This window comes from Candidatus Zixiibacteriota bacterium, assembly GCA_017999435.1.
Lineage (GTDB): Bacteria > Zixibacteria > MSB-5A5 > GN15 > FEB-12 > JAGNLV01.
This window is the reverse complement of record JAGNLV010000002.1, coordinates 307,382-320,043: the sequence shown is the minus strand read 5'-3', so window position 1 is coordinate 320,043 and position 12,662 is coordinate 307,382. Positions and strand designations below refer to the sequence as shown.

9 protein-coding genes are annotated in these 12,662 nt (G+C 61.9%); 7 read left to right on the top strand and 2 right to left on the bottom strand.

Going from position 1 to position 12,662, the window contains the following annotated elements; genetic code table 11:
• Positions 1-49 precede the first annotated feature (49 nt).
• Complete coding sequence (locus KA261_06820; GenBank protein MBP7697508.1) at positions 50-1,669, bottom strand: hypothetical protein; 1,620 nt, start codon at positions 1,667-1,669, stop codon at positions 50-52.
• A 419-nt stretch (positions 1,670-2,088) separates the two neighbouring features.
• On the opposite strand from KA261_06820, the gene KA261_06815 reads away from it, so the two are divergent.
• Both KA261_06815 and KA261_06810 read left to right on the top strand, forming a co-directional pair.
• On the top strand, positions 2,089-2,448 hold the full coding sequence (locus tag KA261_06815; protein ID MBP7697507.1) for an RNA-binding protein: 360 nt from the start codon (positions 2,089-2,091) through the stop codon (positions 2,446-2,448).
• Between the two features lie 99 nt (positions 2,449-2,547).
• The gene (locus KA261_06810) at positions 2,548-2,952 is read left to right on the top strand and encodes a hypothetical protein (GenBank protein ID MBP7697506.1); all 405 of its coding nucleotides are present in this window, start codon (positions 2,548-2,550) and stop codon (positions 2,950-2,952) included.
• A 180-nt stretch (positions 2,953-3,132) separates the two neighbouring features.
• Here KA261_06810 and KA261_06805 read toward each other — a convergent pair whose 3' ends face one another.
• Entirely contained in the window at positions 3,133-5,052 is a 1,920-nt protein-coding gene (locus tag KA261_06805) for a carboxypeptidase regulatory-like domain-containing protein (GenBank protein MBP7697505.1), read from the bottom strand.
• 243 nt (positions 5,053-5,295) lie between these two features.
• Between KA261_06805 and KA261_06800 the strand changes: the two genes are divergently transcribed.
• The 5 genes from KA261_06800 (at position 5,296) to dnaN (ending at position 12,640) form a co-directional block, all read left to right on the top strand.
• The gene (locus KA261_06800; protein ID MBP7697504.1) at positions 5,296-8,493 is read left to right on the top strand and encodes an isoleucine--tRNA ligase; all 3,198 of its coding nucleotides are present in this window, start codon (positions 5,296-5,298) and stop codon (positions 8,491-8,493) included.
• Positions 8,490-8,870 carry a TraR/DksA family transcriptional regulator gene (locus KA261_06795; protein ID MBP7697503.1) on the top strand — a complete coding sequence of 127 codons (381 nt, stop codon included), beginning with the start codon at positions 8,490-8,492 and terminating at the stop codon, positions 8,868-8,870. Before KA261_06800 ends, KA261_06795 begins: the two co-directional genes overlap by 4 nt.
• Positions 8,854-9,393: a signal peptidase II gene (gene lspA / locus KA261_06790; protein MBP7697502.1), complete on the top strand. Its 540-nt coding sequence runs from the start codon at positions 8,854-8,856 to the stop codon at positions 9,391-9,393. The genes KA261_06795 and lspA overlap by 17 nt, the downstream gene beginning before the upstream one ends.
• A gap of 477 nt (positions 9,394-9,870) precedes the next feature.
• Positions 9,871-11,241 carry a chromosomal replication initiator protein DnaA gene (gene dnaA, locus KA261_06785; protein MBP7697501.1) on the top strand — a complete coding sequence of 457 codons (1,371 nt, stop codon included), beginning with the start codon at positions 9,871-9,873 and terminating at the stop codon, positions 11,239-11,241.
• A gap of 286 nt (positions 11,242-11,527) precedes the next feature.
• Positions 11,528-12,640, top strand: a complete 1,113-nt coding sequence (dnaN, locus tag KA261_06780; protein MBP7697500.1) for a DNA polymerase III subunit beta — start codon at positions 11,528-11,530, stop codon at positions 12,638-12,640.
• Positions 12,641-12,662: the final 22 nt, after the last annotated feature.

The following is a 12,662-nucleotide window of genomic DNA, read 5'->3' as shown; positions in this document are numbered from 1 at the left end:
AAGTTCGGGCGGTCGGGGCCCCGGCGGCCCCCGACACGGTCGTGATGAGCTACTCCGACGGGCGGAGGTCGAGCCGGACACCTTTGGGAAGAGTGGGTGCGAAGCGGGTCAGGAGGATGCGAGCGGAGTCGGCGGCGGCGCGATCGAGCGCATAGAAAGTCACTTTTCTGTCGGCCGCGCTCGTGCGGCGGTGACCGAGGAAGAGATCGGCCACCGGAATCCAGGAATCCGGAATGTGCGCGAACCAGGATTCGTAGATGATCGCCAGACGGGCGCCTCCCGCAGCCGCCGCTTCGGTCATCCACTGACCGCTGGAGGCCTCCTTCCGGCGCCCCACGTTGCGGCTGTCCGCCAGGCCGACCAGGTCGACCACAGTCTCGTCATTCTGGAAAGCCACCCAGCCGATATCGTTGGCGGCCACGGGGCCATGGTAGTATTCGGTGATGAAGCGGTGCATCTGGTACTGCTGCTGGTAAATGTTGCTCGCGGCGATTTGCAGGTCGCTGAGGCGGTGAAGTTGCGGAAAAGCGACGAGGGCGACGGCTGCGACGGCGAGGACCGCCGCTCGCACCCCCCCGGCCCGCTGCAGGAACCGTCCCAGGGGAGCCGAGGCCAGGAACACGGTCAGTAGGAGCGTACTCAGCAGGATGTACATGTCGTAGCGGGCGTGAAACCAGCCCCCCAGCCGTCCGACCGACAGGTGCAAGACAATGCCGGCGGCCCCGGCGGCGGCGAGCAGGCGGTGTTCTCGGCGGCGGGAGCGGTCCAGCGCGACGGCGGCCAAGGGGATGAAGACGACAGCCAGGAGGGTCCCCTCCCCACTCAGCAGGTTGCCGCGGAAATGGTCCGTGATGGCGGCTATCGACCAGCCGGAGCAAACGACGTCGGAGCGCATCGCCACCGAGGTCGGCAGCGCCCCGAGCCCGAGGGCGGCCAGGTACCCGGAGTACCCGGCGGCCAGCCCGAGGGCGGTCAAAGCGGAGACGAGCGCCACCCGGCGATGCCCGCTGAGGTAGAGGCACACGGCGGCCGGCAGAGTCAACGCGAACATTTCGTACCGGACAAGCGGGGCGGCGATCAGGGCGGCCGGCAGCCACCGGGGAACGCGCTGACACGACAGAGCGCACACCAGACCATGCACGACCGCGGCGGCGAGCAGCAACTGCAGGGAGTGCTCCATGCCGGAGAAGATGAGGCCGATGAGGTTGGTCACCGGAACGAGCGCCGCGGCGACCCAGGCGGCATATTTGACCGGGTTCGCAAGACCGGCGGCGCTGAAACCATGCGCCATCGTCCGGACCATGAGCAGGACGGTGGCGGCGGCGCACGCGAGATTGACGACGAAGGGGACGACGGCCCCGAAGGAAAGGAGCATGAAGGGGGCCAGCAGGAAGGGCCAGAGGATGCTCGACGACGGCGCGCAGACTTCGCCGGGATTAATGCCGAAATGGCCGTGGGCGATGCCCTCGGCGAGCGCCATGTGGATGTACGCATCATCAAGCGTGTACGTCAGATGGCCGTCGTTAATGCCCAGATTGAGAGCAAGGTGGACAGCGGCGATGACCAGGAGGAGGGCCAGCGGCAGACGGACCCAGGCCCGGTCGCGGCCGGGGCCGGCGGGCGCCAGCGGGGGCGAATCGGTCACGGCGGTCGCAGGGGATTTCTGCATCACCTGGCTCCTCACAGTGCAGTCATTGGGGTAGTGGCCTGCGCGGCAAGATGGCATGCGGAGGGCGGCGGTGTCAATGGTTTTCCCCGCACGGCGGTTTCGCCCAGGGCGGATTCCCGGGGGGGCGAGCCATGCGGACAGTGCGACAACCCGTTGGCAAACAAACAATAAGCGCGGACCGGCGGCGGGGAGGCGAAAATGGACAGGAGACCGCTAAATTTGGTGGACTTTCGGCCGATCCTAGCGTATAGTAGTTAACAATAGCGGTTGCCGTATTCGCTTTTCGAAGTGTTCTCAATACCGTTGAATCTCCGAAAAAGCTCGACCCCGGGACCGATGCGCAATAGTGCGCTTGAATGTGTTTTCTCCGGTGATGGCCGCAACGGCCGCCATCGGGGCGAACGCGAGTGGAGAGTGGAATGAATATCTACGTCGGCAATCTGTCGTTCGACACGACAGAGGAGCAGTTGCGCCAGGCTTTCTCTAGCCATGGCGAGGTCACGTCCGTGAACATCATTAGCGACAAGTACAGCGGGCAGTCCCGCGGATTCGCTTTTGTGGAGATGCCCACGAAGAGCGAGGCGATCGCGGCGATCAGCGCTCTGAACGGACAGGAGATGAACGGCCGGGCGATCAGCGTCAACGAGGCGCGCCCGCGCGAAGAGCGCGGGGGCGGCGGCGGCGGACGCGGCGGATTCGGCGGCGGCGGACGCGGAGGCCACGGCGGCGGACGCGGAGGCCGGAGCGGCGGACGGGGGGGCGATCGGGGCGGTTGGTAAAGCCACCGGACAATGCGAAGCAAGAAGGGGCCGAGATTCGGTCCCTTTTTGCATAGACTGGGGCCGACGGGGAGCCTCAGAACCCCGCGGGCGAGGAGGGTGACCATGGCCGGACAACGAAAGTCTTTCCCCTGCGGACATGCCGGTAAAGGAAAATACTGCCATCGCTGTGCGGCGGCCGAGGCCGAGCGACAGAAAGTCGCGCAAATCAAGGGCGACTGGCAGTCGCGGCTGCGCGCCTCCCCGATTCCGCTGGATCATCTGCCGAAAGGTGTCGCGGAGAACGTCCTGCGGGTAATAGAGGACCTGAAAAGCGGAAAACCGTATGAGGACTTGAAGGGCAAGCGGTTGATCACCATGGGCCAGCGCGACGTGATCTCGATACCGATACAACGACGATACCGGCTCATTTGCCGCGACCGGGAGGGCAAAATCGAGCCTATCGAAGCGATAACGCACGAGGTGTACAACAGCCGGCTGTCCTCGGGCGGCTGGCCGAAGTGAGGCCGACGGCGAAGTCGGGATGTTGCGCGGAGTACGGCCCGGGGCGGGAGGGCTACTACGCTGCTCCCGCGCGGAGGATGCCGGATGCGGCGCAGCGCCAGTGAGAAGGCAAGAGCCCGGAGGCTCTTGCCATCTCGCTACCGCCCGGGTCGGGATCCCCAGGGACTCCCTCGCTGCGGGCTAGTACTCGCCCACCGTGAAGAATGTGGAATCGGCGTATTTCAGATGCGGCCCGGCGACGCTGGCGGCGCTCGTGTCGACATGGAAGACGTAGGCCTGTCCCACCACGGGACTTGCCGTCGGATTGAAACTCACCCGCTTATCACCATCCGACCACTGGAACACCCCGTTGACCGGGGTCCCGGTCATTGTGGTGAAGCGGATGGCGCTTTCCGTACTCGTCCGCTCCATTGGCGCGTTGAACCGGAAATACGGATCATCGTACCAGTAGAAAGTCCGCGTTCCCGGTGCAGGATAGACGCCGGCTACCGCTACCGGAGCTACACCAAACGCGAACACCTTGTCCTCGCCCAAGGCGGCACTGCCGATTAACGGCGCATCCCCGTCGATGGTAATGGTAAAGGATTGCTCCGGAAAGAGCTGTACCGGCTGTGTCGGGAAGAAGTCATAATATCCGACGTCATAGTAGCTTTCAGCGAAATACCAGAAGCCGGGAAGGGGGGGATCTATCGTGACGGCGTCGTTCAGGGCATTTTCGTCCACTTCGGCATTGAACCGAATCCGTGCGTAGAAAGCTCCAAACGGGCTGAGCGTCGTTTGTGTCTCGTAAAACCCCGATCCGTTACTGACGGCAATTTGCGTCACAGTCAGCGGTTGGATCTTGAGAACGACCATTTCATCGGCTTCCGTCGTCCCGCCGTGAGAAGATGCCAGGGTAGAATCGATGGTCACGGTATATGTCTCGCCCGGCGTCGGTTGAGAGAGTATGCTCACCCGCAGTTCCCTAGTGTCACTGTAGTAATCGGAGCTTACCTCCACCTGAAGCTCCAGAGGAGGGTCAACGGAGACGGCGTCCTCGGCGGTCTCAGGATCCAGGTCGGAATTGTAATCGAACTCGAACAGCGTCTGCGGCCTGGGCGGGAGCGCATTGGGAGAGTAGTTGTATGACCTATACACTACCCGAAGCGGTTCCGTATGGAACCCGATGGTGTCCGGGGTGGCACGTCCGGCACCCGCAAGGCAATGGAGTGCGGTATCGACAATGATCGAGTAGTCGGCGCCGCACGCGAAGTCGCCTTCGACCTCGATGCGCACCGTGTAGAGGTTCGACTGGGAGAGGCTGGCCGTGAAGGGGACATCGGGTTCGATTCTTACGGCGGTCAGGAGAGTGGACTCATCTACATAGGCGTTGAACCGAAGATCACAGAGCCATCCGGAGTGACCGGGTGAGAGATCCGCGAGATCATAGGAGGAGTTGATTTCGGTGAGAGCCATCGGGGCGGTGCGGAAGGAGAAACTCAGCGTATCACCCCACGGCCCGCCGTCCGCCAGCGCCAACTGCTCCGTTATGTGTACATGATAGTTCTCGTCCGGGAGCAGGCCGGACGTAGGCTCGAGAGCGTAAATGTACGATCTGCCCGAATAGTCATAGCCTCGCGACCACGAGTCGCTGACGGGTGGCGTGATGACCACGGCATCATCGAGTGAGGACAGGTCAAGTTCGACTTCCGATCTCAGCTCGAGAGAAGTAGCCGCCGGGACAACCGTGTCGCCATCGGCGGGATAGAACGAAACGATCGGCCACGAACTGGCGAGAATGATGCTTCCGAGGTTGATGAACCCGGCCCCTTCGATCGCGATTCCGCCCAGCACCTTTTCCCGATCATCCGAGGCGGCAAAGCGGACTTCGTACAAACCCGGGGGCAGGTTCTCAAGGGTAAAGTAACCTTCGGCATCGGTCGCCGTCGACGCGATTTGCTCGGATTGCCAGGCGCTGACAAGGACGCCGGCTTCCGGCGGGGAGACGCGGCCGAAAACTCCGCCGGCGGCAGTGTCGGTGTTGTAGATGTTATTAGTCGTTTCGTCGCCGCAGCCGCCGACAAGCAGCAGGAGGATGGCCACAAACGCGATGGTACGCATACATGACTCCTTGCGGAAAAGCTCGGATTTCGAAACCCTGCAGTCCGGCCAACCGGGGCGGCAGCGACGCCACCCCCGGAGGCCAGCACCTTCGGGATGTAGTCAACGGCCCGGGAGGAGCCGGCGCAAGCACTTTCGACCGGAACGCGGAGTTGCCGAAAAACGCGCTTGCCGCAGGGGACTGCTTTCCGTATACTATCAAGCTATCGGAAAACCGCTTAGCCGGCGCGTGTGTAACTGATTATGAAATTCGACAGTCTCAAAGATAACTTCACGATCCCGGCCGCCGAGGAGAAGATCCTCCGCTTCTGGGACGAGAACGACGTTTTCCACAAGGCCCAGAAAGCCCACCACGACCGGCCCCACTTCGTGTTCTACGAGGGGCCGCCGACAGCCAACGGACGGCCGGGGATCCACCACGTTATCGCCCGCACCGTCAAAGACCTGGTCTGCCGCTACAAACACATGCAGGGGTTCCGGGTCGACCGCAAGGCGGGCTGGGACACCCACGGGCTCCCGGTCGAAATCGAAGTCGAAAAACAGCTCCGGCTGGAGACCAAATCCCAGGTGCTCGAATACGGCATCGGGAATTTCAACGCCAAATGCCGGGAGTCGGTGTTCACCTTTCTCGACCAGTGGAACGAAATCACACGGCGGATCGGGTACTGGATCGATCTCGACGACGCCTATGTCACGCTCACCAACGAGTATATTGAGACGGTCTGGTGGATCCTCAAGACGTTCTACGACCGCGACCTGCTGTACAAGGGGTACAAGACGGTGCCGTTCTGTCCCCGGTGCGGGACGGGGCTGTCCTCGCACGAGGTGGCCCAGGGGTACCAACTGGTCAAGGATCCCTCGATTTATGTCAAAGTCCCGGCGGCCGACGAGGATTTCAAGTACCTGGTGTGGACGACGACCCCCTGGACGCTGCCGTCGAACGCCGCGCTCTGCCTGCACCCGGAGGCGACCTATGTGCTGGTGGAGCACGAGGGGGAGAAGCTGGTGCTGGCCGAGGCCCTGGTGCCGCGGGTGTTCGGGGAGGACAAGCCGGCGCTCAAGAAATGGCGGGGGAGCGAATTCCTCGGACGCCGCTACCGGCCGCTCTTTGATTTCTATACCGACCAGGCGGACACGGCTTTTGTCGTGATCACGGGCGGGTTTGTCACGCTCGAGGACGGCACCGGGATCGTCCACATCGCCCCGGGATTCGGGCAGGACGACTACGAAGTCGGCCTCCAGCACGGCCTCCCCGTGTTCCAGGCGATCGAGCCCAACGGGATATTCAAAGCGGTGGCGGGGAAATACGCCGGGAAGTTCATCAAGGACGCCGATCCCGAGATCATCCGCGACCTCAAGGCAACCGGGGCCCTCTATAAGAAAGAGCAGTACGAGCACAACTACCCTTTCTGTTGGCGGTGCGACAGCGCGCTGATCTACATCGCGCGCCAGTCGTGGTATATCCGGACGACGCAGTTCAAGGAGCAGTTGATCCGCAACAGCAACGCGATCAACTGGCAGCCGGACGAAATCCGCACCGGACGGATGCTCAACTGGCTGGAGAACAACGTCGACTGGGCGCTCTCGCGCGAGCGCTTCTGGGGGACGCCGCTGCCGATCTGGGTGTGCGACGACGAGAAGTGCGGGCGTATCACGGCGGTCGGGTCGATCGCCCAGCTCCGGCAGGAGGGGATCGACGTACCGGCCGAGGTCGACCTGCACAAGCCGATGATGGACGAGGTGAAGCTCCGGTGTGCCTGCGGCCAAACCATGACCCGGGTGCCGGAGGTGATCGACGTCTGGTTCGACTCGGGGGCGATGCCCTACGCCCAGTGGCACTACCCCTTCGAGAACCGGGAGGAGTTCGCGATCAAGTTTCCCGCGGAGTTCATCTCCGAGGCGGTCGACCAGACGCGCGGGTGGTTCTACTCGCTTTTGGCGATCGGGACCATGCTCTTCGACCAGTCGGCCTTCAAAAACGTCCTCGTGCTCGAGATGGTGCTGGACAAGGACGGGAAGAAGATGTCCAAGCACAAGGGGAACGTGGTCGATCCGTTTGTCACGGTGGCCGAGTACGGAGCCGACCCGGTGCGCTGGTACATGGTGTCGACCTCCAACCCCTGGCTGGCGACCAAGTTCGACCTCGGGGCGCTGCAGGAGGTGGTTCGGAAGTATTTCGACACCCTGCGCAACACCTACTCGTTCTTCGCCCTGTACGCCAACATCGACGACGTCCTGGCGCGGGCGGCCGCGGCCGGGCAGACGGTCGAGGCCTTTCTGGCGGACAAGGCCGGGGAGCCGACCCCGTTCGACCGCTGGATCACCTCGCGCTACCACAGTCTCGCGGGCGAGGTGGCCGCCGGCTTCGATCGGTACGACATCACGCCGGCGGTGCGCAAGATCCAGAATTTCGTGATCGAGGAGCTCTCCAACTGGTACGTGCGGAACAACCGGCGGCGGTTCTGGGCGAAGGGGGACGAGCCGTCGAAAATGCGCGCCTACCTGACCCTCTACCGGGTGCTCGAGGGGGTGTGCCGGCTGACGGCGCCGGTTGCCCCGTTCCTCTCCGAGCTGATCTGGACCGAGCTCATGGGGCCCCAGCGGGAGAAATTCGGGATCCCGCTGTCGGTGCACATGACCGAGTTTCCCAAGGCCGACGCGGCGGCGGTCGATGCCGAGCTCGAGGCCGTGATGGGGCTGGTGGAGCGGATCGTGTCGCTCGGACGGGCGGCGCGGGCGCGCAAGAATCTCAAAGTGCGCCAACCGCTGGCGCACATGATGGTCCAGGCGCCGCCCCAGATTCCCTGGGAACGGGTGGCCGAGTATGCGCCGATCATGAGGGACGAACTCAATGTCAAGGATGTGACGCCGGCGGAGAATATCGACCGGTTCGTCTCGTACGCGGCCAAGCTGAATTTCAAGGCGGCCGGTCCGAAGCTCGGCCCGGCGGTGAAAGCGGCGGCGGCCGCGGTCGCGGCGCTGGCCTCCGCTGACGTCCGGCGGCTGGCCGAGACCGGCAGGATCGAGCTGGCGATCGAGGGGCGGCGGGTCGAACTGGGCGCGGAGGAGGTCGAGGTGATCCGGAGCGAGGAGGCCGGATGGGCGGTCGAAAGCGAGGGGGGGACGACGGTGGCGCTGGCCACCGAGCTGACGGAGGATCTGATCGCCGAGGGGTTCGCGCGCGAACTCGTCAACAAGATCCAGAACATGCGCAAGTCCTCGGGGTTTGAAGTAACCGACCGGATCGCCGTCCGGGTGGCGTCGACGACGCGCCTGGCGGAAGCGGTCCGGCGGTTCGGCGAGTTCATCCGGCGCGAGACGCTCGCCGAGGAACTCGAGTTCACGGTCGACGGGCACCCGGCGGAGGGTACCGAGTGGAACATCAACGGCGAACCGAGCCGGATCGCTGTGCGGAAACTGAAAACCGGGACGACGGCATGAAGAAAACCGAGAAGGAGAAGCTGCGGAAGCTGCTGCTGGCGAAGCGGAAGAAGCTGGTCGAGGAGATGAAGGACACGCTGGAGAGCAATTTCTCGACGACGATGACGGATTCGGACGGCGACATTTCCTCCTACTCGTTCCACATGGCGGACCAGGCGACCGACGCCATGGAGCGCGAGATGGCGTTCATGCAGGCGTCGAAGTCGGGGCGCTTCCTCTACCATCTCGACGAGGCGCTGCGGCGGCTGGACAGCAAAGATTTCGGCAAGTGCATCAAGTGCGGGAAGGATATCGGGATGGCGCGCCTGGAGGCCGTCCCCCACGCCCGTCTCTGCATTGCCTGCAAAGAAGCCGAGGAACATGGCCGCCGGAAGTAGCCGCCGGCTGACCGCCCCCGCCCTGGTGATCCTCCTGGTCGCGGCCGCCGATCAGGCGACGAAATTCTGGGCGGTCCAGACGCTGCCGCTGCGGGAGCCGGTCGCCGTGCTCGGCAGTTTCGTTCAGTTCACCCTCGTGTACAACGAAGGGGGGGCGCTGGGGACGCGGCTGGCGTCCTCCAGCTACTACCTCATCACCTCGCTGATCATTCTTGGGATCGTGCTGTACTACCTCTTCGCCAACCGCGGCGCCGCGCGGGTGTGCTATCCGCTGGCGTTTATCGCCGGCGGGGCGCTTGGCAACATCATCGACAGGATCCGCATCGGCCAGGTCATCGACTTCATCGATATCGATTTCTTCGACATCCACCTCGCCGGCTACGAGCTGGAGCGGTGGTGGACATTCAACATTGCCGATGCTGCGATCAGCGTCTCCATCGTGTACCTGTTGGCAAGTGTCTTTCTCCACCAACCGGCGCGCGATCCTCGCCGGCTGACGGAAAGCGGCAGCGAATCGGCTTGAGGAGCGCGCCGTGGCGGGGACGGATCTGTGCCACGGAATTGTCGTGATAACCGTATGTGAAGTGTGCGGTTTGTCGGGGGCCGGTTATAGAAAATCTCATTCGGCCGTTGCGCGGCGCGGGGCGGCCGATTTTTCATGAGCGGTAAGAGACACTAATGTAATTACTTCCGGAAGCGCGGAAATTAATCCACATCGGGCTTGACGAGCCGCAGGAGCTAGTCTATCAATGCTCATGAATAGACGCAGACACCCGATTGTTGACAGTGTGTGGACGGTTTTTCCCGGGGGTGAGGGAAGCTGTTCTCTGATAGATCGTTACAAGCCCCCCCGACAACGCATCATGTGAATAACTCTGTGGATAGATATGCACGATCGCTAAGTTTCCAGCGCTATCCCACCTAACGACAACAGGGTGTTCTGTGGACAACTATACATCATACAAACGAGGGGACGAGTGTCTTGACTCTGCCACAAGTCATTCCGAATTCACCGCAGTGGAAGGATTGTCTGCGGTATATCGCTCAGCGCGTCAATGAACAGTCCTTTAACACGTGGTTCAAGCCGACGCGGGGCGGCATCAACGGCGACGGCCAGTTCTACCTGGCGGTGCCGAACCAGTTCGTGGCCGACTGGATCAAGGGCCACTTCGGGGAGGTTATCGATGAAGCGTTCCGGGAGGTGCTGGGGTCGAGTTATCAGTTGGAGTTTGTGATCGCGCAGATACCGGAGGTGCCGGAGCAGAACGCGCTCAACCTGGAACTGCCCCTGCCCGAGCGGCCGGAGCCGCTGCCGGTTCCGCAAACGCAGCCCCTTGGGCGGCGGCACGATCACAATCTGAACCGGAAGTACACGTTTGACTCGCTCGTGGTCGGTGATTTCAACCAGTTCGCGTTCGCAGCCGCCCAGGCGGTCGCCGAGGCGCCCGGTCTGAACAAGTACAACCCGCTGTTCATTTACGGCGGCACCGGCTTGGGGAAAACCCACATTGTCCAGGCCATCGGGAATGCGATCCTCGAAGCTTTCCCCAACAAGCGGATCTTCTACGCCACCAGCGAGAAATTCACTTCCGATTTCATCGCCTCCATCTCCGACCGCACGATCGCCGATTTCACTAAGGTCTACCGCGACGTGGACGTCCTCATCATCGACGACATCCAGTTCTTCTCCGGCAAAGAGTCCACGCAGGAGCAGTTCTTCCACACTTTCAACAGCCTCCACCACCTGGGGAAGATGATTGTGCTCACTGCCGACCGTCCGCCGCGCGAGATCAAGGGTCTGGAGGAGCGCCTGCTGTCGCGCTTCCAGTGGGGCCTGGTGGCCGACCTCCAGGCGCCCGACCTGGAAAACCGCACCGCCATCCTCTACAAGAAGCTGGAGACGGAAGGGATCACGCTCCCCGACAACATCGTGCGCTATATCGCCGACCAGGTGCAGACCAACATCCGCGAGCTCGAGGGGGCGCTCATCCGCCTGCTCGCGTATGCTTCCCTGCGGCAGGAGGAGGTCGACCTGAAACTGGCGGAGAAAGTCCTCGGTGGCGGCAACTCGGTGAAATGCAAAGTAATCGAGATCGAGGCGATCCAGCGAAAAGCCGCCGAGTACTTCAAGGTGGAGCCGCACATGATGCAGGCCAAGAAGAAAACCGCCGATGTAGTCCTCGCCCGCCAGGTGGCCATGTACCTCTGCCGCTCGCTCACGAGCAACTCGCTCAAAGTGATCGGGGCGGCCTTCGGCGGCCGGGACCACTCCACCGTCATCCACGCCTGCGACCTGATCTCGCGCCGCATGGCCCGGGAGCCGGATCTCCGGCACAAAATCGACCAAATCTCGGCCTCGTTGCTGTACTAACAAGATGTGGAGTGAAGTTGTGGAAGATGTGCGCACAGGTCGGCTTGGACGCGAACTGTGGAAGAAGTCGGAAAGGGAGAGGTTGTTGTGGGGATAACGCTGGGATAAAAAAAGGATGGGGATTTGTTTTAAATTGTTGCCATGCAAAGTGTACGGGTGACATATTAGTGGAAGGCGAGGGGTTGTACACAACCCCACAGCCCTTATTAATGTTACTCGTGAGATAAGTAGAAGGATATTGTAAGAGACAACGTGGGGATAGGCTACGTTGCAGGAGAGCACGGAGATGAAATTCACCTTACCGAAGTCACGACTGGGGCAGTACCTCCAACATATCCTCCAAGTAGTGCCCGCAAAGTCGACCCTTCCGATTTTGTCGAATATTCTGCTCGAAGCGCTGGAGAACAAACTGAAAGTCTCCGCCACGGATCTCGATATCTCGATTACCGCCTCCCTCGATGCGACCGTCACGAAAAAAGGGGCGGCCGTTGTTCCTGCGCGTATTCTCTTCGAGATCATCAAGGAACTTCCGGAGTCGGAGATCACGGTCGAGACCGTAGGGTCACGGGTGGAACTGAAAGTCCCGAACGGCTCGTACAAGATCGGTTCGGTAACGCCGGAGGACTTTCCCAAGCTGCCGGCCGTCAACACGAAAAAGGAAATACGCATCGTGGCGGGCAGCCTCGTCAACATGATCCGTAAAACCACGTTCGCCTGTTCGGATGATGAGACGCGGCCGGCCCTCAACGGAGTGCTCTGGCAAACGAAGGGGGAGAAAATGCAGATGGTGGCCACCGATGGCCACCGCTTGGCCAAGATGGCCACGGAGAACAGACAGCTGAAGGGGATGTACGAGGATGTTATCATTCCACCGAAGGTGCTGAATCTCATTCCCAAGTTTATCGCAGGCGATGATCAGGAGATCGGGATCATCTTCGGGGAGAACAACATCATCTTCAACCTCAGCGACATTATTCTCACTTCCCGTCTCCTTGAGGGGCCCTACCCGAATTTCGAGCAGGTAATCCCGCAGGACAATGACAAGCGGCTTACGATTCACAAGGACGACCTTGCCGGGGCGGTACGCCGGGTGGCGATTCTCTCCAATGCTCTGACACACCAGGTAAAGTTCTCCCTGAAAGACAACACGCTGGTGCTCTCGACAACCAACGCCGATGTCAGCGGCGAGGGGAAAGAGACGCTGGAGTGCGACTACAAGGGGGATGCGATCGAGCTCGGCTACAACGCGAACTACATCACGGAGATCCTCTCGAAAATTGACGGTGACGAGGTGATATTCGAGCTGGCCACCTCGGTCTCGGCCGGCATCGTGTACAGCCCGGATGTAGCAAAAGAGGATTTCCTGTGCCTCGTAATGCCGCTGCGGCTGGCTGACTGACGATGAAAGGCGGATTCTGAAT

What these genes read in the sequence shown, in the direction of transcription:
- KA261_06805 (MBP7697505.1), bottom strand. Translation starts at nt 5,052, where the DNA reads ATGCGTACCATCGCGTTTGTGGCCATCCTCCTGCTGCTTGTCGGCGGC.
- KA261_06795 (MBP7697503.1), top strand. Translation starts at nt 8,490, where the DNA reads ATGAAGAAAACCGAGAAGGAGAAGCTGCGGAAGCTGCTGCTGGCGAAG.
- dnaN (MBP7697500.1), top strand. Translation starts at nt 11,528, where the DNA reads ATGAAATTCACCTTACCGAAGTCACGACTGGGGCAGTACCTCCAACAT.
- KA261_06820 (MBP7697508.1), bottom strand. Translation starts at nt 1,669, where the DNA reads ATGCAGAAATCCCCTGCGACCGCCGTGACCGATTCGCCCCCGCTGGCG.
- KA261_06800 (MBP7697504.1), top strand. Translation starts at nt 5,296, where the DNA reads ATGAAATTCGACAGTCTCAAAGATAACTTCACGATCCCGGCCGCCGAG.
- KA261_06815 (MBP7697507.1), top strand. Translation starts at nt 2,089, where the DNA reads ATGAATATCTACGTCGGCAATCTGTCGTTCGACACGACAGAGGAGCAG.
- lspA (MBP7697502.1), top strand. Translation starts at nt 8,854, where the DNA reads ATGGCCGCCGGAAGTAGCCGCCGGCTGACCGCCCCCGCCCTGGTGATC.